Source organism: Imperialibacter sp., from assembly GCF_048007035.1.
GTDB lineage: Bacteria > Bacteroidota > Bacteroidia > Cytophagales > Cyclobacteriaceae > Imperialibacter.
In genome coordinates this window covers 6173879-6198702 of sequence record NZ_CP180355.1, presented here as the reverse complement: position 1 = coordinate 6198702, position 24824 = coordinate 6173879, and the positions used below count along the sequence as shown (strand labels likewise).

Genomic DNA, 24824 nt, shown 5'->3' with positions numbered 1-24824 from the left:
TTGGCTGTTTCCTTCCACTCCCTCACGGCGCAGCTCTCAGAATATTATTTGTTATGGGTATCCGCCAATAGCACAACTCCAAATAATTTGCTGTACCTTTGCAGCTTAATCTATATTAAGTTTTAATGAGTATATTTTCTGAGCTTGGGTTATCAGAGCCCTTGCTAAGGGTTCTTCCCGAATTGGGGTTTGAATCTCCTTCTCCCATCCAACAGCAGTCCATTCCGTTATTAATAAGTGAGCCCATCGATTTTATCGGCCTTGCTCAAACGGGAACGGGAAAAACTGCGGCCTTTGGATTGCCGCTGCTGGACCATGTGGATAGTAGTGATCTTACCACACAGGCGCTGATTATAGCGCCCACACGTGAGTTGTGCCAGCAGATTGCGGCGCAGCTTGTAGCATTTGCCAAGTATTATCCCAATTTACGTATTCAGACAGTTTATGGTGGAGCGCCAATAGGCCCTCAGATAAAAGCCATAAAAGCCGGAGTGCAGATCATTGTGGCAACTCCCGGCAGACTCATCGACCTGATTGACAGGAAGGTCGTGAAAATTGAGACCATTGACATTGTCGTTCTTGATGAAGCGGACGAAATGCTCAACATGGGCTTTAAAGAAGACATTGACGCCATTTTGTCCCATACACCGGAGGAGAAAGCCACCTGGCTTTTTTCGGCTACCATGCCCCGTGAAATCAGATCGCTGATCAAGAAGTTCATGAAGGATCCTGTGGAGGTTTCGGTGCAGTCGGGCAATGTGGTGAATACTAATATCGAACACCAGTATACGGTGATCAGGGCGTCTGACAAAGCTGAAGTACTGCGCCGATTTATCGATTTTCAGCCGGATATGCTGGGTATCGTTTTTTGCCGTACTAAAATTGATACTCAGAACCTGGCAGTTGAGCTTACACAAAGTGGATACCACGCCGAAGCAATTCACGGTGACCTATCACAACAACAGCGTGATCAGGTAATGAAGAAATTCAAAGCCCATGCCGTACGCTTGTTGATAGCTACTGATGTGGCAGCGAGGGGCATCGATGTCAGCGATTTGAGCCATGTGATTCATTATTCGCTTCCCGATGATTCGGAATATTATACTCACCGGAGTGGTAGAACGGCAAGGGCGGGTAAAACCGGTATTTCTCTGGCATTGATCACCCATCACGATATCCGTAAGATCCGCTTCATTGAAAAAAAGCTGGGAATTGGGATGAAGAAGGTGCAGGTGCCGGCAGTGAGTCAGATACTGAACAGCAGGCTTGAGCACTGGGCTGACAAAGTGATGGAAACTGAGGTAAATGAAAGCCTCGATATCAAGATACATGATAAGGTGGTAGCCATGTTTGCTGAGATGAACCAGGAAACCTTGCTTGCCAAACTATTGTCGAGACAAATGGAGCTGATCGGCTACAAAGAAGTATCGGACAAGAACCTGAACGACGATCGTACCGGAGACCGGGGCAATGACAGGGGCATGGAACGCCGGGGTGACCGCCGTGAAAGAGATGGCAGGAGAGATCGTAACGATTTCGGCAGCGAAAGAAGGGGCGACCGTAGAGACGAGCGTCCGGACAGGAGAAGTGACCGCCCTGATCGTGGCTTTGACAAACCAGCCAGGCCCGAAAGGCCTTCGAGACCTGAAAGAAGTGACAGACCTGTTAGATCTGAAAGCAATGACCGACCAGTGAGGTCTGAGAGGCGTGAAAGAACAAACAGTGAAACTGGTTCCGGGCCAGCAGGCAAGGGCATGGATCGCTTTTTTATCAACATCGGTAGTATGGACCAAGTGAACAAGGGCGAATTGCTCAAATTCATTTGTGATCAGACGAAGCTGAGAAAAGACGATATAGGACAGATTCAGCTCAACAAGAGCCATTCGTTTTTCGAGGTGGACGCAAAGAGCGCCGGCAAAGTGGCAAGCAGCTTCAAAGGGCTGGTGATTGACGGCCGGGAGCTGAGAGTGAACAAAGACGAACCGAAAGGATAAAGCATAAAAAGCCTGGCATCGACCAGGCTTTTTTGTGTCTATTTCTCTGTAATTATTCTGGGTACGTTTTCTTTTTCCAGCAGCTGATTGAAAGCAGGGAAGTCAGTCGTCAATACTTCATCATAAGGCTTTCTAAGATCAATAAACTGTTTTTTGAGATCGTCGTAGCGCTCCAGCATGCCTGCTGTTGGTTTATTGTGATCGTCAATCACCACACCGTAAAGCCTGGCTATGTGGTTAGTGAACTTCCTCTCAAAATTAATTTCGTCCTGGCTGGTTTCAATCTGATTTTGGAAGATAGCATCTTCTGCCTCAGTCAGCTTCTTGTTCAGTGCCGTTGCCTTGTCTTTGATTGCGGACGAATAGCCAGCTTTTTCTGACCTTTCTGCAATGGCCTTTGCCTGCTCCCTGATAGCCCTCATGTTTCTGATCAAATCCTGGCTTTTGGTGATGTAGTCGGTCATTTCGGAAGCGAGATCAAATTGGGCCTGGTAGTCGGCGGTTGTAATGTGAGGCCAGCGAGGGTCTGCATTTAACTCAAATGTTTCGGTTTGGGAATAGTCTCCCGCCGTTAGTTTCACTGAGTAGGTACCTGGTACCGCCTTTGGGCCTGGCGTTCTGTTGGCGCTGAACACCATAGCCATGAAGTTGTCAGCCATTTTTGGGCCGGGGTACATCAGGTTCCACGACAGGCTGTTCATGCCTTCTTTTATTTCCAACTCTTTTTCTCCCTTTGCCTTGTCGGGCTTGCTTGAATAAACCACTGGAGTGACACCCCTGGCATCCATTATTTCTAAAGTCACTTTGTCGTCGGTCTTACTCACAAAGAAGTTGATATCTGCTGACCGCCCGTTCCAGCCGCCTACATTGGTTCTGTAGGTGTCTCTCGGCTTGTAAAGAAAGGTATTCTTTGCCATCAAGGCGTCGTTGAGCTGATGCAGGGGCGTAAGGTCGTCCAGTATCCAGAAAGCCCTGCCCTGGGTGCTGATGACAAGGTCTTTCTCATGCACCTCCATGTCGGTAATGGGTGTCACCGGCAAGTTAAGCTGAAAGGGTTGCCAGTTTTTACCCTCATCGAAGGACAGGTACATACCGAATTCTGTGCCAGCGTAGAGGAGCCCTTTTCTATCGGGGTCTTCAGCAATGGCTCGTACAAAGTGATTAGCAGGAATGCCGTTTTTTCCATTGGTGAGCGTCGACCAGGTAGCGCCAAAGTCGTTGGTCATGAATATGTAAGGACTGAAATCCTTCCTGCGGTATTTGTACACAGCCACGAACGCTCTTCCGGCCTGATGAGAGGACAACTCAATCTTATTCACAGTGCCCATAGCCGGCATGCCCGGCGGGGTGATGTTTTTCCACGACTTGCCGCCGTCTCTCGTGATGTGCACCAGCCCATCGTCAGACCCGGCCCACAGCTCACCTTCATTGAAGAGTGACTCCTCCAGCGCAAAAATGCTAGAGTACACTTCCACACCTGTGCCGTCGTGCTGGATGGGCCCACCGGGGATTCCCAGTGTTTCAGCGAACTTGGTGGTAAGGTCGGGGCTTATTACTTCCCACGACTGCCCTTTGTTAGTTGACTTGTGCACATAGTTGGAGCCGTCGTAAATAACGTTTGTGTTGAATTTTGAAATGAGTACAGGGAAATTCCACTGCCAGCGGTACTTGAGCTTTCTTTGCTCGGTACCTTCTGTATAGTGAGGGTAGGCCGTTACCTGGCGCATTTCGCCGGTTTTCTTGTTGTAGAAAGTTATCTCGCCGCTGTAGCTTGTTGCATAAATGATGTCAGGGTTGGTTGGGTCAACAGCCACGTCAGCTGATTCACCACCGCCAACGCCGAACCACTCTTCGGTGTCGGTGAGAGAGCCGGACGAATAGGAGGGAACCGAGATGGTGGTGTTGTCCTGCTGACCGGCATAGAGACGGTAAGGAAACTGGTTGTCGACAGTGACTCTGTAGAACTCCGACGTGGGCTGGTTCTGCTGGTGCGACCAGCTTTTGCCTCCGTTGATAGATACAGTAGCGCCACCATCGTTGCAATGGATCATAATGTCCGTGTTGTCGGGGTTGATCCAAAGACCGTGGTTATCGCCATGGGGCACTCTTATGCGGGTATCGAAGGTTTTGCCGCCGTCGATTGATTTGTAGAAGCCTACGTTGTTGACGTAAACCGTGTTGGGATCTTTAGGGTCGGCGGTGATATGGGTATAGTACCATCCTCGTTGGCGAAGTTCATGATCCCGATTGATTTTCTTCCATGAATTACCGGCATCATCGGTTCGGTACACCCCGCCTTTGCTTTCGTCGGCGGTTTGTATCAGTGCCCAAACCCGATCGGGTTGAGCGGGAGAAATGGCCAGTCCAATGCGGCCAAGAAGCCCGGTCGGCAGTCCGCCTTCCAGCTTTTCCCAGGTCTCACCCATGTCTTTCGACTTCCAGATGCCGCCTTCCATGCCTCCGTCTGTCATGGCCCAGGGTTTGCGATCCGCCCGCCACATCGCAGCATACATAATGCGAGGGTTGGCAGGATTCATTTCAATGTCAATAGCGCCTGTACTGTCGCTCACGAACAGCGTTTTCTTCCAGCTTTTGCCTCCATCAATGGTTTTGTATACTCCTCTGTCCGGGTTGGGGCCAAAGGCATTGCCAAGAGCGGCTACCATGGCAATGTCGGGGTTGGAGGGATGAACGACAATTTTGCCAATCTGTCCGGCATTCGGTAGGCCGATAAAATTCCAGGTTTTCCCTTCGTCTGTTGTCTTGTACACACCAATTCCGGGAGAAACATTGCCTCTAAGGCATGCAGAGCCTGTTCCGACATATACTACGTTTGGGTCGGAGGGAGCTACAGAAATAGCGCCAATGGAGCCTACCTGAAACTGGCCATCGGTGATGTTCTCCCAGTTCCAGCCTGCGTCGTCCGTTTTCCAAACTCCGCCGCCCTGCGATCCCATGTAGAAGGTGTAGGGCTTTTGAGGTATGCCGGCAACGGCAGTAGCTCTTCCGCCTCGGGAGGGGCCAACTGACCGATATTTCATTTGCGAGAAATACTTTTGGTCAATGGTTTTGGGAGGTTGGGTTGTCTGGGCTTTTCGTTGTGCCAGGGCGGTTACAGCAAAAGTCACTAGCAGCAGGGGGAGCGCAAGTCTTTTCATGGTTAAGTTGTTTGATCTTCAATTGTTAGCCTCAAAGTATGAAGAAATAGACTTTGTGTTTAATCAATTTCGTAGCGCTGGCCGATAATAAGGATAATAGGGGGAGATTAGAGACGACTAAGGTGCGTACTTCACCTCCGTTGTTGCGCCCGTCACCAACGTTTATATAAGATTCAAGTAAACTGTATCGATATTGATTTACATTTATAAAAACAAGTTAGATGAGCTTTATGAGGGAAATTCTAAGATTCTCGATGTTTTTAGTGTTGTTGCTAACTGCCCTATCATGTTCTCCTCCACAGTCAGGGACGAAAGCGGTTGGTGAACAAATCACCTGGCCCGAATCAATTGCCTGGTGGAAAGCGAATAACCTTCGCACTATGCAGACCAATCTCCCTGCTTACGAAGCTGATCTTAATGTGGACTCCCTGATCAATGACCTCAAAGGGTTCTCAGTGAATACGTTGATCATCAATGCCGGTGGCATTATGGCATTTTACCCCACCAAACTGGAAGACCAGTACACGAACCCTTTTATGAAGGATAATATGCTGGGTGACGTAATCCGTAAATGCCATGATAACAACATCCGAGTGATTGTCAGGTTTGACTTCAGCCGGGCGCACGAAAGCATATTCGACAGGCATCCTGATTGGTTTTATTTGTCGCCAAAAGGAGAGCGGATCAGGAACGATGATATGTATGTGATTTCCATCAATGCACCCTATGAGCAAAAGGTGCTTTTTGACATTGTTGGTGAGGTCATTGACTTGTATCCTATTGATGGTATTTTCATCAACATGCCGGGCTATCAAACACGAAATGCCTATGAAGGCGTTTATCACGGCATTGACCAAAACCCCTATGATAAAGAGCGGTTTATGGCATACAGCGGTATGAAACTGCCGTTGGTGGAGGGCGACGCTGATCCGGTATTTCAAAAGTACCAGGAGTTCAAGAAGTTCACTGTGGATGACCTGATGAAGCGACTACACGTCATGGTGAAGGCAAAGAATGAGCAGATCGCCATTTGCACGTATATGGGCAACTACGTCGACATCATCAGACATGAGTCGCACCCAAGTGGCCTGCCTTACTGGCCCTATTCGGCCTCTGACAATGTCAACAATGTAGAAAACAGCTACCCCGACCACATCATAAGTAACGCAAGTATCCAACAGATTTCTTTTCAGTCGAGGTACAACGCCGTGGAACCTGAGGAGTCGGCCATCAGGCTGTATCAAAACATTGCCAACGGCTCAGGGCTCGACATGAGCATCATGGGCGATTTTCAAGGGAATGAAGACGAGAGGAGTTATGAGGTTTTCAGAGAAGTATATGCTCACCACAAAGCCAACGAAAAGTACTACGGTCACTATATGTCTCCGGCTGAAATCGCCGTGGTATCGCCAGGCTACTGGCCGGGAGGCGAGCGTGCACAGGAATACAGGGGCATTCAGCTGATGCTGAAGGAGGCTCACCTTCAATTTGATCTGATAGAAGATGCCCAGCTGTCGAAGCTCGGAAGTAAGATGAAAGGCTACAAGGTGATCATCCTTTCGGAAATTGTGAGTCTGGACAGTGGTTCACTGGCAGTGATTGAGGCGGCAGTTGCTGGCGGCACGCACCTGATTGCGACCAACAAGTCGTTGAGTGGGCACCCGGATGCGCTGCTCGAGCTGTTCGGTGCAAAGGCTGTCCAGCCAGATCAGGATGGAGCTGGGTATTACCTGGCGCCTGAAAACAAGTCAGTATTTAAAAGCTTTGATTTACAGAGTCTTATTATGTTTAAATTTAACCTTGGCTTTTATAATTTTGACCAGGCTGACGAAACCTATTTGCCCATTTATACACCTGGCCGACCCGGCCCTCCGGAGAAAATAGGTGGCCATGAACCGACAGGCTATAAGGCCGTGGCCGTGAAACACCATCCTGCAAGCAAAGCTGTTTTGATGCCCATCAACCTTGGCAGATTGTACTACATACATGGCTACGAAGAGCACAAGCAAATACTGCTTGATATGATCAATTACCTGGAGCCCGACATCAGCGATTTGCTAACGACTAATGCACACCCGAGAGTAGAGGCGGTGTTGCAAAAATATGTAGAGAACACACCTGAGAACTTTGGCAGCCAGGAGGAAGATGGCATCATTTTGCATCTGCTGAATATTACAGGATTTAGTGGCAATACGTTTTTTGAGCCACTAAAAGTTAATGACCTGGAATTCAGGGTGCGCTGCGAAGTTAAACCGTCCAACGTGTTTACGATGGTGGGCAGTGATCCTGTTGACTATCGTTGGAGCGACGGATACCTTCAACTCAAGGTAGAGGAGCTGGGTCAATATGAAGCCGTGGTTATTGAAAAGTAGGAAAAAATCATTAGGGCGATGGTGGATATATTTTCTTTTAGGCCACCTGAGAAATTATGGGGCTTTTGCGTAGCTTTCATAAACCATTGATTTTTAAAACTATGAAAACATTTTTTTCTATTATTTTATTGTCTCTAACCGCCAACCTCGCTGTAGGACAAGATGATGGTACGAAAGCCGAAAAGTTCGGCAATGCTACTATCGACAAATACATTGCCTCGGTTACTGAGTTTGCTAACAAGCAAAAGGGGCTGTCTTCGATGCTTGCAAAGCTGGACGGAGATATTGACAAAGCGTCAAAGGAAGAGGATGAAAGTGCTATCGATGGTCTGCTCGCCAGGTTCAAAGACCTGGAAGGCTCTTACAAATCCCTGGATGCGGATTCAAAGCAACTTTCCACAGAGGGAACCAGCGCATCAAAGGCCAGCTCGCAATGTGGCACCAAGGCACCGAAATGTGCTGAAGGAGTGAAGAAGGCCACTGCATTGCTTGATAGTTCGACGAAGGCGATTGTTACCGACAAAACCAAAATGACCGAGCTAAAAGCTAAAGCCGAGGCTGCCAAAAAGAAGATTGGCGGTTCCGGGGAATGACATTCCTATCATTAAGCAATTACAAAACGCTATGATGCTTTAATCATGGCGTTTTTTGTTAGTTTCAAGTATGCTCAGAAATTATACCCTGATATTCTGTTTCCAGCTATTGACGTTTTGCGCAGCTGCTCAAACCATCAATTACCCGGCGGAGATCCCCGGAATGGAGCGCCTGGTGGTGAAAACCAAAGAAGCGCTAGTGACCAATGGAATAACCGATTATGATATTGCCGTCAAGCTTGGAGGTGATGCCACTGTAAAAAAGGAGGGCTACCGGATAGACTGGAGTGGGAACCAAACAGTCATTTCAGCTAATGACTTCTCGGGTGCCCGGTACGGCCTCCTGGCTTTTACAGAGGAAATTGCCAACGGCAGGAAACCAGAGCAAATAAATGGAAGGCAAGTCAATCCTTCGATGGAAGTCCGGGCTATCAAGTTCAACCTGCCCTGGGACGCCTACAGGGAGAGTCTCAGCATGGACTACCACCTGAGCACCTGCCGGGATTTGAAGTTTTGGGAAGCCTTTCTGGATATGATGATGGCCAACCGTTTCAACCAGCTGGCTTTGTACAACATGCACCCTTTCCAGTACATGGTGAGGTTACCCAGCTATCCGGAAGCCAGTCCCTTTACTGACCAGGAAATGGCCGACTGGCAGGTGTTCTGGAAGGGGCTGTTCCGTATGGCCAAAGAAAGAGGGGTGGAGGTTTTTATTGTCAACTGGAATATTGTGGTGCCTGAGTCTTTTGCCAAACACCACGGCGTGAAAACCCTCAATGATACTTCGCAAGTGGTGAAGGACTATACAAGGGAGGCCGTGACGGCTGTCATTGATACCTACGAAGACCTGTCAGGGCTTGGTGTAACGCTGGCCGACTGGATGACAAAAATGACAGCAGCAGAGCGGGAGGACTGGATTGCAGAGACGTTTGTAGCAGGCATGAAAGCGGCAAACAGGCCGGTGAAGTTTCTGCACAGGGCCGTGTTGTCGGGCTCAAGCAATGAAATGAGAAGGATACTGGATGCTGCTGATTTTCAGGATCCTGTGCAGGTAGAAGTGAAGTTCAACTGGAGCCACGGGCATTCAACACCAAAGCTTTTGATCACTCACGCCAGCGAGTCCGGTGCTGTAAATACTGGCTATTGGAATCCGGCCCCTGAGAACTACAAAATAGAGTGGATGGTGCGCAACGAGGACTTCTTTATTCTCCGGTGGGGCGAGCCAGACTTTATCCGTAGCCATATCAAAACTAATACAGCCGACTTCATGAACGGGTATTATATTGGTTCTGAGGGCTATATACCTGCTTTCGAATACTTCACCAAACCTGAAATAGGTCGCACCTGGAACTACGCCTTCGAGCGCCAGTGGTTGTTTTACAGTCTTTGGGGCAGGCTACTGTACGATATAAATACGCCTGACAAGGTATTTGAAGAACAGTTCAATCGAAAATACCAGATGGATCAAGGGCCGCAGATGCTGCATGCGTATAAGCTGGTGAGCAAGATGCCTTTAAGGCTGGCTTCGTTCTTCGGTTCTACCTGGGACTACACACTTTATGCTGAGGGGTTTATGTCGCCGGTAACTCCCCCCGGGTATGGCTACGACGATAAAGCCTCCTTCTTTATTTCATTGGAAGAGCTAATGGACCGTAAGGTGCTGGATCCGAGCTACATTTCTATCAAGGACTATGTGGCTATTCAGGCTGAAAAGAAAGAAGTCTCCAAGAGTAACAAAACACCGTTGGATCTGGCAAATGAGTTGACAGGCAATGCGGCGGAAGCAGATGTCTTGATAGAGACTTTGGTCACAAAAGGCTCTGTTTACACCAGTGAATACAATCAGGAAATAGATGATTTGAGAGCCTGGTCGCTCCTGAGTCGTTATTTTGCTAAGAAGCTGCAAGCAGGGGTTTATCTTGGGCTATTTAGAAAAAAAGGGGACGCACTTCAAAAGCAACAGGCAGTCAAGGCTCTGGAAGAGGCCCTTGCTATCTGGAAAGAACTTTCGGACGTAACCTCCAAAAACTACCTCGAAGTACCCTACATCGTTGGTGGTGTTTTTGGTTTCCAGGATGAGAGGAAGGACTACTTTTCATGGAAAAGCCTTACTCCAGAAGTGGAAAGAGATATTGAGGTGGCTAAATCTGCCAGCTTCCAGAAGTGACTTTTTGAGCAATTACCCGAAGCACTGCTGATCTCTTTTTGGGGTAGGAAGCTATTTCTCACGTTGAGGAATCGAAAACGCCTCTCGCACCTTTCAGGAAGCGAAAATATAAGATTGGTGTTCATTTCTTTAACCAATGCTAAAAGCCCTATATTTGTCCCATAGTCAAAAATGAAAGTCAGAGGGTACATATTCACACGCAAGTTCCTTGCTTACTTCCTTGCCCTCTATTTGCTTAACTATAGCATCGATGGCAGGGATGCACAGCCCGACCATGTGGCCGAGGATCTGACCCACAACGACATTGAAAGTATCCTGGAATTTGCTTTGGAGTCGGTGCTGGGTATTGAAAATGCCATGCAGGAACACGATGAGCAGGATGGCGAAAATGGACACCCTGGTGTTCATCATGTGGTCTACTGTCAGCTGCCCCTGCTACCTACAATTTCGCTCGGCAATGACTTTGTGAGTGTTGTTCACACCTTCGGAAATCCCTTGTCTCTCATTTCACAAAATTTTTTGGAGATTAGCTCTCCACCGCCCAAAGCCTGAGCATAAACCCAAAGTTTCCTGAGTTCAGCTTTTAGCTCTTGCATTTTTGCATCATATTGAACCTGAGGAATTTTGGTGACCTGCTCCTGCAGCCAAAATGCCATATTGAAACTAACCGTTAGCCTGGTAGGTTATTTGTGTTTGCTGGGATAGTCCAACGGTATTTTTCCTTTGTGTGGCGAATTTCGGAGTAGTCGAATACAGACAAAAATGTTTTTCTAAGGCAAATTCTGTCAAAAAGTTTCTTCAAATGAAAAATTACCCTTTTCGGGAAAAACTAAATTATAAGTTCGATAATTTGATGTCAGCCGGTCCGGTGGCACTCATACTTTATCTCACTATTTTCTCTACAGTTATACTATCTGTTTTTACCTGCATCCTCTTTTTTGCCAATATTCGCCCCGATGAAGCGCTGCCTGACGGCTACATCAATATACTATGGTTCGGCTTGATGCATACGCTTGACCCTGGCACATTGGCGGAGCATGAGGGGGACTGGATTTACAGGTTCTGGATGTTTGTGGTCACCGGGTACGGTATCATAGCGCTCAGTACACTGATTGGTTTGATTTCAAACGGAATCATGGACAAAATTGATCGGCTCCGCAAAGGAAGATCCCGTATTGTGGACGACGGCCACGTGTTGATTCTGGGGTGGTCTTCGAAGATTTATACCATTGTGTCTGAATTGATCATAGCCAATGAAAACCAGAAAGATCCTCTTATTGTGATTTTGGCAGACAAGGACAAGATTGAGATGGAGGACAAGATTCGTGACAAAATACCCGACCATAAGAACACCAAGATTGTTTGTCGTACCGGGGATCCCATTGACCTGCACGACCTGGATATAGGGAATCCCGCAGGGTCAAAGTCGATCATCATTCTTGACAAGGAAAATGAAAACTCAGACAGCCAGATTATCAAGACAATTCTGGCGATTACTTCTAGCGATACCCGAAGGGAGACGCCTTACCACATTACCGCCGAGATAAAGCACAGCGAGAATTATGAGGTGGCCAAGATGGTAGGAAAGGAAGAAGTAGAACTGATCCTTTCAGATGAATTTGTGTCGAAGGTGATGGTGCAAACCAGTTTGCAATCCGGGCTTTCTGTTGTTTACACGGAGTTGATGGACTTCGGAGGTGATGAAATCTATTTCATGGAGGAGCCAAAGCTGGTAGGTAAAACCTTCCGAGAGGCCGTTTTTAGCTACGAGGATTCTGCCATCATTGGTATGCAGTCGGCTAATGAAGTTGAGATACTGATTAACCCACCGATGAACAAACTCATACAAAAGAGAGATAAGCTCATTGGTATCACAGAAGATGACGATACGATGGTTGTATCGGGCAAGTCGTTTGTGATCGACGAGCAGCGCATCGTTCGGAGAGAAAAGAAGCCAAGTGTCGTAGAATCTATTCTTGTTATTGGCTGGAACCACAGAGCCAGCCTGGTGATCAGGGAGCTGGATAAGTATGTGGATGAAGGATCCACCGTGCATATTATTTCAAAATTTAAGCTAAGCGAAGAGCGCCTGGACAAACTACAGGCTTCGCTGGAGAATATCAGGTTGGAATTTCAGCACAGCGACACGACCGACAGAACCGAGCTTGAAAAACTCAACTGCCAGCAATACAATTACATCATCATGCTGTGCTATCAGGACGACTTTCCACTTCAGGAAGCAGATGCACAAACGCTGATTACCCTGCTGCACCTCAGGAATATACTGGAGAGTGCCCCCACAAAGGTGAACCTGGTTTCGGAAATGATGGATATCCGCAATCGCCAACTGGCAGACGTAACCAGCGCCGACGACTTCATTGTGAGTGATAAGCTGCTTAGTTTGCTAATGACCCAGGTGGCAGAGAACAAGTATTTGATGCGTGTTTTCGAGGAACTGCTTGACGCCGACGGGGCTGAAATCTATATCAAGCCAGTTACAGATTACATTTCTTTAGAGGCAAACAGCATGGTGACGACCAATTTTTACGCAGTGCTGGAGTCAGCCGCACGCCAAAATGAAATTGCCATTGGCTATCGACGGATGTCAGACGCTAAAAATGTGGAGATGGGCTATGGAGTGGTGGTGAACCCGAAAAAGTCGGACCTGATAGAGTTCAGCTGGAAGGACAGGGTGATCGTGATTTCCGAGAGCTAGTCTCATGCCTGAGGGGGAATGGAGCAGGGCAATTAGAAGTTTTCTTCAAAAAGGAGCTCTTCATCTTTTCCCCAAAGCTTTACATAGTTGACACTTCCTGTTCCCTGAAACCGGAATTTCAATCCAACCACTTCGACTGGCCCGAAATGGAGGTTCAGGCTATCGTATGCCAATTCATCGTTGATAAAAAGCCGCCCTGCCATATCTTTTACCTCATACCTCACCTTTACCCAATCTGAGAAGTCTACTCCCAATGGCGTCGGGTCTTCAACTTTTCCATCCACGTCGTACAGCGCCAGGCCGGAAATGCAGCCCTTGATGGCCAATGGAACAATAAGCGCTCCTCCTGCCAGCAGGAGATGAACCTCGGTATGCTGACAAATGCCGGCGCCTTCTCTAAAATCATTCCGTAGTTCTGCCTCGAACACTAAGTTATCGGACTGCAGTCCCTCAAATGCCTTCACATAGAAGTAGGATGTCCAGGGCGTTTCTGGCTGCAGGTGAATATTGTTACTGGTCAGCTTTTCAAGTGGAAGCCACAAAGCCCCATTTCCTTTGATTACATCTTCCACTTTGAAATACACCGGCACCGTCTCCTGCTCTACCAAAGGCAACCAACCCATTGAGGTGATATAAACAGGGTGCTGTTTCACAATACTGTCGTTGACTACCAGCTTTGCCTGAAAGTAGCCGGGGTAGTAGTAGATAGAGGTGTGTACCTTCTTGTCGTAGGGTACCTGTTGGCGAAGCCTTTCGTCCCAGCTTTGTTGGATAAAGACCGTGTCGGTAGCGCTGGCAGGCGATGCGTCATAATTGAAAATCACAGAATTGGGCACGCCTTCTGATACCGCCTGCTTACTGCTGAAGCTGAACAGGCTGGCATCGGGCAGAGGCTTTACCTCTTCCTCGTCTTTGTTCGAAATATAAAACAGCAGCCATGCTCCCAGAGGAAGTATGACTAGCAATGAAAGAATGATGCCGACGGGACGGCCTTTTTTCGTCTCTGCCGAAGTCGGCTCCTTTTGGTTGTGTTCTTTCGGCAGGCTGTTGGTGTATTGATAGGCCTTCCAGTTCTCATGACCGAGGTACTGAGCAAGCGCATTGAGTGTGGTGGCTGTTGGCTTGCTTTGGTAGTCGATAGTACCCCACAGGCGCTTCAAAGTGGCCACGCTGAGGTTGGTGCCAGTGGCAGCATGGATTTTCTCGCTAAGCGCCTTGAAGTCGTTGGTAGTCCACGCTTCGCCAGGCCCCCAGTTGAGCCGCTTCTCTATTTCAACAAGACATTCTTTTATATTGTTATCGTCTGACTCCATGCCCAAAATTTAGCTGAATAGGGTTAGAAAAAATAGTTGAACCGACTTGAGCAGGTTTGAACAGACAAGTCCGGGCGTTTTTCGACAGTCTGTTATTCTTTTCGATTGATTTGTTGAAACCAAAACTCAAAAGTATGCAAAGAATATTACTTGTCCTGCTTGTGTTAGTATCGCTTCCTGGTCTGCTCAATGCTAACGGCTCCCTCAGCCACCCCCAAATCAAGTGGCGGTTTGAAACCGGAGCACCCGTGAGGGGTACGATTTCAATCAATGATGGCAAACTTTACTTTGGGAACTCGGCAGGTACCTTATACTGCGTTGAAAAGGAGTCGGCCAGGGAAATCTGGCAGTTCAAAGCTGGGGGTGCCATTGTTTCGCAGCCACTTTTGGCAGGAGGAAAGGCAATTTTCCAGGCAAGAGACAACAATGTATATGCCGTTGATGCCCTTTCAGGCAAACTGTTGTGGTCATTTCAAATGGAGAAGCCCGTTCCACACACCTGGGGGTGGGACTATTACGATGCCTCGCCTGTTGCCCATGGCAGCAATGTTTTGATAGGTTCAGGCGACAATAATCTCTATGCGCTCAATTTGCAGAATGGAAAACTCACCTGGAAATTCTCCACGGCAGATAAGATAAGGGCTACGCCGCTCGTGAACGGGAACAAAGTGTATGTTCCTGATTTCAATGGATTTCTTTATGTAGTGAATGCTGCCAGTGGCAAAGAGGAAGGGAAATATGAGACCGAGGGGGTAAGTTATTACACCGAAGTGTACGGATGGGACAGAACATCATTGATCTCCAGGCCAGCCATGAAGGACAATCAGGTGGTGTTCGGTGCAAGAGATGGTGGCTTGTACAGCATTGATGCTAGGTCCCTTGAAAAAAAGTGGAGGTTTACTTACGGATCCTCCTGGGTCGGGAGCTCGCCAACAATTGATGGAAATACGGTATATGTTGGGTGGTCCGATGCGCTTGCTGTTTCCGCAGTGGATATGAGAAGTGGGAAGGAACTGTGGAAATTCGATGGAGGATCCTATTTCTACTCCACACCTGTGGTGGACGAAAAGCACGTGTATATTGGTTCGTTCACGGGCTTGGTTTATGCATTTGAAAAAGCAACCGGCAGGGTGGCGTGGAAGTACCAGACAGAAGGAGCCGTGATGTCTTCGCCTGTTCTCGACGACGGTACGCTCTATGTCGGGAGTGACGATGGTTCCTTGTATGCCTTTGAGGAAGGGGAGGAAAGAATGCTTGCTGTTTACTTCCCGGAACTGAAGGCACAAAAAGAGATGATAAGCTCAGAAAAGATTTCGCCATACCTGGAGCCCCTGGGCTATGCCCGGCTGGATACCGCTACGCTTACCACGTTCATGAGAGATCGGATTGCCGACAAAAAACAAAGCAGCATCGTGTTTGCCCATCAGTATATGCCAAAGGCGGTGGTAGGGAAAGAAGCTGGGGGAAGCCTGCTGAACCAATATATGGAGGCGGGCGGCAGGGTAATCTGGCTGGGTTATTTTCCTAACTATTGGGTGACCAACAAGGACTTCAACATTGTGGCATCCAATGCCCAGTATTCGGCCGATTTGCTGGGAATATATTTTGATGTCAACATGGACTTTGGTGTGTACTACGCAAAGGCAACGCCAGCAGGCCGCCATTGGGGGCTCCCCGAATCGTTTGCCTCTTTGGGATCATCGATCTCTGGGGGTGAAGGCATTGTACCCCTGGCAATGAATGAACATGGGCGGGTGGCTGCCTTTTGGAAACCAATCGGTAGTTTGAAAGGCGGGTACATCTCATTTTGTTCGTGGCACTACATGCCTATTCGGCAAGGCGATTTGGAAACAATAAGAAAGCTGGCCGAACACGGACTTTAGAGCAGGGAGATTTGGAGAGAAGAACGAGATTAGCAAACTTGGAGGCGGCAACAACCATCGCTAAAATTCTGCCAACCAATGTTTGCAAGTATTACCAAATCGCTGCTACAGTTACACCCTTTTTCAGCGCATGAGCTGGACCTGATCACGGTTCGCCTTAATTCGACTCAGTTAAACAAGGGTGAATTCTTGCTAAAAGCGGGGCAGATTTGCGGTGGACTTTTTTTTCTTGAACGGGGCAGCCTGGTGCAATACCGGCAGCATGATGACTCAGACACTATCGACGGTCTCTATTTGCCTGGCGACTGGGTAATTGATAACCTTAGTTTTGTTTCCAGAAAACCGGCTCTGGCCAGCATTGCCGCTTTTGAAGACTCGACGGTGCTGGGACTTGACGTTAGTTCAATTCATGAACTCATAGGCATTTCTCCGGTTTTCTTTGTACTCGGGAAGCTTCTCGAGCACAACTTCATTGGGGTGGAGGGCAAGCTAAGTCCAAAGTCGATTGACGAAAAGTACGTGGAGCTACTTACTACCCGGCCTTTGCTCTTTCAGGTATTTCCCCTGAAACACATTGCATCATATCTCCAAATCACACCAGAAACGCTGAGCAGGATTAGATCCCGAATCAAGTGATTCATTTCTTGATTACGATCAAGTCTTTCCATTTTTAAACTCTCTATAATTGTCCATCATTCAAACAGATGAAAGATGGACAGTAGACTGGAGAAATCAAGCGGAATAGCCATTATCATTGGCTCAGTATTCATGGTGCTCACAATGGTGCTGCACCCGGCTGGTGGCGATACAGCCCGCATCAGGCAAATGTCTGACATCATCATCGCCAGCCACTCTTTGGCAATTCTGTCCATCATTGTGCTCTGCTATGGCCTTTTGGGGCTCGCAATCAAGCTCAAGTCCGACATTGTTTTGTCCTATGGAGGTGCAGTGCTTTTCGCCTTTAGTGCCGTAGCTGTGATGATGGCAGCGGCATTGAATGGCCTGGCAGTACCGTTTTTCATGGAACGAATGGGCGAGATCACCAGTGAAAACAGTGGCATGATAAGAACTGTGCTGATCTACAACTACTCACTAAACAAGGCATTCGACCTCATCTTTATCCTGGCGTTGTCTGGCGCCGCCGTTCTTTGGTCGTGGGCGATTGTAAGAACAGGGCTGCTAAGAAAGTGGTTAGGGTGGCTTGGATTGGTGGTTGGCACCCTCGCCATTGCTATGACGCTGTTGGGGTTTGTTTTTACCGACCTGGAGGGGCTTCGCATTTTTATCGGGGCTTTTGTGATTTGGCTTCTTGCAGTTGGCGTGGCATTAGCCAGAACCTCAGCTACGTCGCAGACATGATGAGCGCACTGTAAATGCCCCCTCGCTGAAACTGTGAGGGAGTGGTGCCCAGCCTGGTGACAATTCCAGCCGATGTTTCGGTCAGCAGGTTAGTCAGCGAACTGAAGCTGAGCGGGTAGGGCACCCACATATTTCCTCGGTCCGTGTCATATTCTACCACGATCAGCCTGCCGCCTGGAAGCAAGCTGTCCAGCGCCTTCATAAGAAATCCTTTTTGATCCTTCACATAGTGAAGAGAATTTGCCATCAAAATGCCATTCGCCTTCAAATCTTCTGAGCGCAATGTGGTGAAATCTGCAACCCTGGTTTCGATACGGGTGGTACCTTTGAGGTCGCTTTGGGTGGGCGAGAATGAACTCCTTTTATCTATTGCAGTAACAACACTGCCTGAAGGCAGCAGTGGAGCCAGTGCCCTAGTAAACAGGCCATTGCCAGCGCCCAAATCAAACCACGATTGGGCATCCCCGGCGTTGGACACGCCATTCTCTATCAATTTGATTGCGGTGCTCAGTTCCATTTCTGTGTGGAGACTAAACATTGAAAGCCTGAGAAATAGTTTAACTTGTTCATAAAAACATCATGGTGCTGAAAGTCATTAATTCAATTCTCATCCTGTTCTCAGTGTACATGGGCTTCAAACATGGCTGGGGAATGGTAAGTGCCGAACCCAAAATGCTGGAGATGTTTGGCAAATGGGGCATGAACAAGAATGCCATTATCATTTTTGGTGCTGTGGGAATTTTCGCCACCGTGTTGATTCTGTTTCCCAGAACCTTCTTCCTGGGCAACTTTATCACGGCTGCCAGCCTTTTGTTGATTGTGGCCCTCTGCCTGCAGCAGCGTGACTTCAAAACGGCGCTCATTGAGCTTCCTTTTATGATTTTGCCCCTGGTAATGATCTATCTTAAACACCCGTTAGCTAAATAAAGACCAGACCTTGGCCATAATCCAGATTTCAGCATTTATTTTTGTGTCGAAACGCAAATTTGAATCGGGCATGTTGTCAGAGCTGGATCAGGAAAAATTAATCAGGCGCTTACACAAGAAGGTGTGGGCGGTGCAGGAAGACTTCGGCCTCATAGAGGCTGGGGACAAGGTAATGGTGTGCCTTTCAGGAGGCAAAGACAGCTACACCATGCTCGACATGCTGCTGCACGTGCAAAAGTCGAGACAGCACGACTTCGACATCATAGCGGTCAATCTCGATCAGAAGCAGCCGGGTTTCCCTGAAGAAGTGTTGCCCAACTATCTGACCAATCTTGGCGTTGACTTTCGCATAGTAGAAAGAGATACCTATTCCGTGGTGGTTGATAAGGTACCCGAAGGCAAAACCATGTGCAGCCTTTGTTCCAGGCTCAGGAGGGGCATTCTCTATACTACAGCCGAAGAGCTCGGGGCCACAAAAATTGCGCTTGGGCATCACAGGGAAGACGTGCTGGAAACGTTTTTCCTCAATATGTTTTTCAGCGGCAAGTTGGAAGCCATGCCAGCGAAGTACCGTACCGACGACGGTAAGCATGTGGTGATACGCCCGCTGGCTTATTGCAAGGAAGAGGACATCATTCAGTATGCTGAGTTAAAGCAGTTCCCGATCATCCCCTGCAACCTCTGTGGCTCTCAGCCCAATATGCAGCGCAAGGTGATCAAGCAGATGATGAAGCAGTGGGAGCAGCAATTCCCTGACCGCACCGAGATCATGCTCACGGCCTTGAAGAACGTTTCCCCATCGCATCTGTTCGATAAAGATATTTTTGACTTTGAGGAGCTGGTTTCGAAGGTCGGGAGGGTAGATGAGTTTGTGCCGTGAGGCATCTCTTCACCAGGCATTTGCTCTGGCTTTCGAACTTCATTGAGTTTCAGATTAAGAAACCGTCGTAAGCGATTAACTGCTTGCCTACGAAAGGAGTGTGAGGTATTAAAGAATTCACTATTCGGCAGACACCGTTTATCATTCAGGCGCTCACATGTATAGGCTTCTATGTCGATGAGGCTACTTTTTTAATATAGACTATAGCGGGTTTTCTGCCAAAGGTACTTCTACTCCAATTCTTTGTGCTGCCTGCATCAAATTCGTAAGCATTTGCGCCAAATTTGCACGTGCTCAAGGGGCTTTTCTCCGACCTTGCCTTTCAAATAATCAGAAAAAATGAAAGATCAGTTTCCCAAGGTTACTACAGCTTTTTGGCTGTGGTTGATGGCTACATTTTTGGCTTGTGCGCTCACAGGATGCCAGGAAGACGAGCTACCCAACGACGACCCGGCGTTCGACGAGGTACTGTCAGCAGCAGGTAAAACAGCGCCGGCAGAACCCGACAAAGATGAAATCACGGAAGTAGAGAAGGACACAGTGAACGGTCATGTGTATTCCTACGAGAAGCATGACATAGTGGACAATGTAGAAAGCATCGTGTATCTCGGCTTAAATGACGATATCATCTGGCCAGGAAACCTGATAAAGGGAGAGAAGGCCAATGACTTTGTATATGAACCCATTGTCCTTCTGCGGGCTCCTATCACTTTTTCTATCTCTCTTGAGAGTTCGTCAGTTGGTGAAAGCCTTAGTCAGACTGTAGATGAGCCCAAGCTCTCCACGGTGAGGCAGGGCATTTCGGATTTGCTCAAAAAGGCGGTAACCTCCGACACCAAAGTGCCAGCCAAGGTGGATTTCACTTACCAGGAGATGCACAGCGAGTCACAAATGAATCTGTTTGTGGGGGCCGATATCAACTATGGAGCTGGGAGCCTGAAGTCAAAATTCGATTGGGAGTCCAGCACAAAGAAGACAAGGATCATGGCCAAGTACACCCAGATTTACTATTCTATTGATGTGGATCCGCCCGCTTCGCCCCGTCGTTTTTTTGGCTCGTCAGTGTCGGCCGAAGAAGCTGAGTTTGCAATGCCAACGGGTTCATCGCCGCTTTATGTGGCAAGTGTCAGCTATGGCATGATGGCGCTGATCTTTATAGAATCCGATTACACGTCGGATGTGATGGACCAGGCATTGCAGGTGGCCTACGGAAAAGGGAACCTGGATTCGGAAATATCGGTGGGAGTGTCCACAAGGAATGTGATGGAAAATTCAAGCATTTCCATCGTGGTGTATGGTGGTTCCACCGCTGGGCTGAAGGACCTGGAAACGGGCATGCAAGGCTTCCTCAACGTGATCAGTGCAAGTAAAGACTTTACGAAGGATTCTCCGGGCGTGCCTCTGGTATATAAGTTCAGGCATGTAGTCGACAACACGTTGGCACTGGTGACACTTACTTCGCAATATACCCTGGTGAAAACCCTGCAAATAGAGCAACGGGTGCGGGTGCGGGTCAACCGGTTTCTTATTGTGCAGGCAGACGACGAGGGGTTTGATAACGATATAGAAATAGACCGGCTGTATGTCTACGCCAATGCTTTTGAGCGGGAAAACTCCTCAAGCGATTTTGTGCGGATTAATCCCGTGGATCAGCAGGTGTATGCCTACTCAAGCGGGGGAGACGGCCATGTAGTGGGCTCGGGGGCTATCATCCAGGCAGGTAATTTTATCGATTTGACCTTTCATACGAATACCCACGACTACTCACTTGCCAAAATCCAGCTATCAGCGTGGGCACGTGACTATGACGGTGGAAGCGCCAACGAGGAAGACCGCAAGTCGATTGAGCTGTCCAGCGACCAGTTCACCGCCAATCCTCACACCATCAGACTCAGCTCCGCCGATTTCGAAATTGATGCCGAAATTTCTCTGGAACTGCTCAATTGACCCTCAAACCATTCGGTACTTTAATCTGCTCGACATGAACTATAAAGCACTTTTTATTTTTCTTTTTGCCGTTTCCTTTTTGCCCAGTCATGCCCAATTTGTTCTTGATGAGATCAACAATGAGTTTCTCGGGCAAGACCGGGGGGGCGACACCGCCGCCTGGGCTGACCTTGATGGTGATGGAGATCTTGACCTTGTCATTGCTCCGCCTGATTGGCTGTTTCTTGAACTGTACGAAAATAGGCACGGAGTTTTCTTCCCCATCGAAACGGGGGCTTACGGAACAAATGGCGGCAGTATTGATGCGGCAGACTATGATGGTGATGGAGACCAGGATCTGCTGGTGACACGTGCCAGATCTATCGGCGTGGATGATTTTTATGCCCGGCTCTATCAGAACAATGGCATGGTGTTTTCACTTGCAATCAATTCAGGCCTGCCTGGAGTAGCTTCCCACGATGGGAAATGGGGCGATTATGACGGAGATGGCGATCCCGACGTGGCTGTGATCGCAAAGAAAAATGGAAAGTTCAGGGGTGTCATTTACCGCAACGATGGTGGCTACTTTACGGATATTGGGGCTGACCTGCCTGTTTCTGAAGAAGGGTCGCTCGACTGGGCCGACTATGGAAACGACGGAGACCTGGATCTCCTTATCACCGGCTACGATCCCCTGCAGGGGGTGCATAGCTCCATCTATGTTAACAACGATGGCGTTTTTGAAGACCTCTCTGCCGGACTGGAAGGGGTGATGTATAGCACGGGGCGATGGGGCGACTATGATAACGACGGAGATTTGGATGTCGTTATTACCGGGTCCACGATCAGCATTGACCTGTATCCGTTCGGTTTGCCCAAATCTGTGATTTATCGCAACGATAACGGCGTATTTACCGACATAGAGTCGGGCATTGACGACTTACTCTTTAGCCATGTGGAATGGGGCGATATGGACAATGATGGTGACCTGGACTTGCTGCTCACCGGTCTCCCCAGTTATCAGGATGTGCCGCCCGTTTCAAAAATCTACCAGTATGCCGATGGTGCCTTTACTGATAGTGGAATCGACCTTCCGGGAACAGTGTTTGGAGAGGGGCTTTGGAGTGATTATAATGATGATGGCGTGCTAGACTTTCTACTCGTTGGACACGGTTCATGGCTTGATGACCTTCCACATGTGAAACAATTATATACCACGGCTCCTGCTGTCCATGGGCCACCGGTGGCACTGCCTCAAAACCTGACCCTGGAGCTGGATGGAGCTGGAGTGGCCACAGTTCAGGCTGGTGACCTTGACTTAGATAGCTATGATCCGGGGGGTGAAGAATTGACTTTCTCGGTCGATAAGTCTGAATTTTCTTGCGTTGACGTGGGAGAAAACACCGTTGAGTTTACCGTGACGGACGCTAGCGACAATACGTCAACCGCTTCAATCACCGTAACGGTCGTTGATGCGCAGGCCCCCGTTGTGCAGGCGCAGGACGTAACCTTGCAGGTGGATGCCGACGGAAATGCTACCCTAAGTGTTGACCAGGTGGACAATGGCTCCACTGACAACTGCAGCTTTACTTCCAGCTTGAGTAAAACTGCATTTAGTTGTGCAGATGTTGGAGAAAATACGGTTGAGTTTTCGATAACAGACGCTGGTGGCAATACATCAACCGCTTCAGTTACCGTAACGGTCGTTGATGCGCAGGCTCCCGTTGTACAGTCGCAGGACGTAACCTTGCAGCTGGATGCCGAAGGAAATGCCACTCTCAGTGTTGATCAGGTAGACAATGGCTCCACTGACAACTGCAGCTTTACTTCCAGCCTGAGTAAGACATCATTTACCTGTGCTGAGCTGGGAGAAAACACCGTAGATTTTACTCTGACCGATGCAAGTGGCAATACCTCAACCGCTTCGGTTACCGTAACGGTCGTTGATGCGCAGGCCCCAGTTGTACAGTCGCAGGACGTAACCTTGCAGTTGGATGCAGATGGAAATGCTACCCTGAGTGTTGATCAGGTTGAGAATGGCTCCACTGACAACTGTAGCTTCGCTTCCAGCCTGAGCAAGACATTTTTTACCTGTGCTGAGCTGGGAGAAAACTCCGTTGATTTTACCCTGACCGACGCTAGTGGCAATACCTCAACCGCTTCAGTCACCGTAACGGTCGTTGATGCGCAGGCTCCCGTTGTACAGTCGCAGGACGTCACCTTGCAGTTGGGTGCAGATGGAAATGCTACCCTAAGTGTTGACCAGGTGGACAACGGTTCCACCGATAACTGCAGCTTTACTTCCAGCCTGAGTAAAACTGCATTTAGCTGTGCAGATGTTGGAGAAAATACGGTTGAGTTTTCGGTAACAGACGCTGGTGGCAATACCGCAACGGCGATGGTCACCATAACAGTCGTTGATGCGCAGGCTCCGGTTGTGCAGGCTCAGGACGTAACCTTGCAGCTGGATGCCGACGGAAATGCCACTCTCAGTGTTGACCAGGTGGACAATGGCTCCACTGACAATTGTAGCTTTACTTCTAGCCTGAGCAAGACTTCATTTACCTGTGCTGAGTTGGGAGAAAACACCGTTGATTTTACCCTGACCGACGCAAGTGGCAATACGTCAACCGCTTCAGCCACCATAACGGTTGTTGATGCGCAGGCACCTATTGTGTCGACAAAGGACATCACGCTCTATCTTGACGCCCAGGGAAAAGCTATACTTGCTGCCGGGCAAGTTGACAATGGTACAACCGATAATTGTAGCTTTACTGCCAGTTTGAGTAAAACCGCCTTTGACTGCTCGGATTTGGGAGAACACCAGGTTAGCTATAAGGCCACTGATGCCAGCGGAAACGAATCGACTGCCGTCGTAAGTGTCAATGTTCTTGATGAATTGCCTCCGCAGGCGGCTCTCAAAAACATTGTAATCAACCTGGACGAAGAAGGGAACGGCAGAGTCGCCGCAGCGGAGGTAGATGATGGCTCCACAGACAATTGCTTTTTTGTAATAAGCCTGAGCAAGGAAACATTCACCTGCGACGACCTCGGCGAAAATGAGATAACTGTTACCCTGACAGATGGATCGGGCAATGAAACGCAGGCGACAGTTATTGTTACTGTTGAAGGAGTATGCCCTGCTGAACAGCCGGGTGCGCTTGGTGTGGAGGACAACTTACATCAGCTGACAGTTTACCCGAACCCAACGTCAAACAGACTTTTCCTTTCACCGCAATCACCGTTTGAACAAGGCGACCAGTTACGGATTGTCGATAGTTCGGGGAAAATTGTGTTGACCGTACAGGTGAAAAAGAAGACAGAACAGTTAGAACTTACCGTTGGGAATCTTGAAAGGGGCATCTATCAGTTAATGGTTTTCAAAGCGAATAAATGGGCCAGAACCCCTTTTATAAAGGACTAAGGCTGATGGCAGCTTGCTCAGTTGTATCGTCTTTGTGGGGCAAGGCAGCAGAGAAGCATGACAGTCGGCGGTGGTGGACAAAGCTCATTGGCATGCACAGCGAATGCGATGG

Annotated in this window: 16 protein-coding genes; 13 read left to right on the top strand and 3 right to left on the bottom strand. The window is 48.5% G+C overall.

Annotated elements, in window-relative coordinates:
• The first annotated feature begins 125 nt into the window (after positions 1-125).
• Complete coding sequence (locus ACMVP2_RS26230) at positions 126-1994, top strand: DEAD/DEAH box helicase (RefSeq protein ID WP_339790599.1); 1869 nt, start codon at positions 126-128, stop codon at positions 1992-1994.
• Positions 1995-2032: 38 nt separating this feature from the next.
• Here the strand turns inward: ACMVP2_RS26230 and ACMVP2_RS26225 are convergent, their stop codons facing one another.
• A complete protein-coding gene (locus ACMVP2_RS26225) occupies positions 2033-5152 on the bottom strand; it encodes a WD40/YVTN/BNR-like repeat-containing protein (RefSeq protein WP_416865802.1) in 3120 nt (1039 codons plus the stop codon).
• Positions 5153-5532: 380 nt separating this feature from the next.
• On the opposite strand from ACMVP2_RS26225, the gene ACMVP2_RS26220 reads away from it, so the two are divergent.
• From ACMVP2_RS26220 to ACMVP2_RS26200, 5 genes are all read left to right on the top strand, one after another.
• On the top strand, positions 5533-7524 hold the full coding sequence (locus ACMVP2_RS26220; RefSeq protein WP_416865801.1) for an alpha-amylase family protein: 1992 nt from the start codon (positions 5533-5535) through the stop codon (positions 7522-7524).
• A 101-nt stretch (positions 7525-7625) separates the two neighbouring features.
• The gene (locus tag ACMVP2_RS26215; protein WP_416865800.1) at positions 7626-8117 is read left to right on the top strand and encodes a hypothetical protein; all 492 of its coding nucleotides are present in this window, start codon (positions 7626-7628) and stop codon (positions 8115-8117) included.
• Between the two features lie 70 nt (positions 8118-8187).
• Positions 8188-10284 carry a hypothetical protein gene (locus tag ACMVP2_RS26210; RefSeq protein ID WP_416865799.1) on the top strand — a complete coding sequence of 699 codons (2097 nt, stop codon included), beginning with the start codon at positions 8188-8190 and terminating at the stop codon, positions 10282-10284.
• Positions 10285-10455: 171 nt separating this feature from the next.
• Positions 10456-10836 (top strand): hypothetical protein, encoded by a 381-nt coding sequence (locus ACMVP2_RS26205; protein ID WP_416865798.1) that lies wholly within the window; start codon positions 10456-10458, stop codon positions 10834-10836.
• Positions 10837-11086: 250 nt separating this feature from the next.
• Positions 11087-13000, top strand: a complete 1914-nt coding sequence (locus tag ACMVP2_RS26200) for a CASTOR/POLLUX-related putative ion channel (protein ID WP_416865797.1) — start codon at positions 11087-11089, stop codon at positions 12998-13000.
• A 32-nt stretch (positions 13001-13032) separates the two neighbouring features.
• Here ACMVP2_RS26200 and ACMVP2_RS26195 read toward each other — a convergent pair whose 3' ends face one another.
• Entirely contained in the window at positions 13033-14313 is a 1281-nt protein-coding gene (locus tag ACMVP2_RS26195) for a hypothetical protein (RefSeq protein WP_416865796.1), read from the bottom strand.
• Between the two features lie 134 nt (positions 14314-14447).
• On the opposite strand from ACMVP2_RS26195, the gene ACMVP2_RS26190 reads away from it, so the two are divergent.
• From ACMVP2_RS26190 to ACMVP2_RS26180, 3 genes are all read left to right on the top strand, one after another.
• Positions 14448-16196 carry a PQQ-binding-like beta-propeller repeat protein gene (locus ACMVP2_RS26190; protein ID WP_416865795.1) on the top strand — a complete coding sequence of 583 codons (1749 nt, stop codon included), beginning with the start codon at positions 14448-14450 and terminating at the stop codon, positions 16194-16196.
• 78 nt (positions 16197-16274) lie between these two features.
• Complete coding sequence (locus ACMVP2_RS26185) at positions 16275-16832, top strand: Crp/Fnr family transcriptional regulator (RefSeq protein ID WP_416865794.1); 558 nt, start codon at positions 16275-16277, stop codon at positions 16830-16832.
• A 75-nt stretch (positions 16833-16907) separates the two neighbouring features.
• Entirely contained in the window at positions 16908-17555 is a 648-nt protein-coding gene (locus ACMVP2_RS26180) for a hypothetical protein (RefSeq protein WP_416865793.1), read from the top strand.
• On the opposite strand, the gene ACMVP2_RS26175 is transcribed toward ACMVP2_RS26180, so the two are convergent.
• On the bottom strand, positions 17539-18072 hold the full coding sequence (locus ACMVP2_RS26175; protein WP_416865792.1) for a class I SAM-dependent methyltransferase: 534 nt from the start codon (positions 18070-18072) through the stop codon (positions 17539-17541). The genes ACMVP2_RS26180 and ACMVP2_RS26175 overlap by 17 nt on opposite strands.
• Positions 18073-18134: 62 nt before the next feature.
• Between ACMVP2_RS26175 and ACMVP2_RS26170 the strand changes: the two genes are divergently transcribed.
• The 4 genes from ACMVP2_RS26170 (at position 18135) to ACMVP2_RS26155 (ending at position 24712) form a co-directional block, all read left to right on the top strand.
• On the top strand, positions 18135-18482 hold the full coding sequence (locus ACMVP2_RS26170) for a hypothetical protein (protein ID WP_416865791.1): 348 nt from the start codon (positions 18135-18137) through the stop codon (positions 18480-18482).
• A 43-nt stretch (positions 18483-18525) separates the two neighbouring features.
• The gene (ttcA, locus tag ACMVP2_RS26165; protein WP_416865790.1) at positions 18526-19362 is read left to right on the top strand and encodes a tRNA 2-thiocytidine(32) synthetase TtcA; all 837 of its coding nucleotides are present in this window, start codon (positions 18526-18528) and stop codon (positions 19360-19362) included.
• 339 nt (positions 19363-19701) lie between these two features.
• Entirely contained in the window at positions 19702-21309 is a 1608-nt protein-coding gene (locus ACMVP2_RS26160) for a thiol-activated cytolysin family protein (protein WP_416865789.1), read from the top strand.
• Between the two features lie 34 nt (positions 21310-21343).
• On the top strand, positions 21344-24712 hold the full coding sequence (locus ACMVP2_RS26155; protein WP_416865788.1) for an FG-GAP-like repeat-containing protein: 3369 nt from the start codon (positions 21344-21346) through the stop codon (positions 24710-24712).
• The last annotated feature ends 112 nt before the right edge of the window (positions 24713-24824 follow it).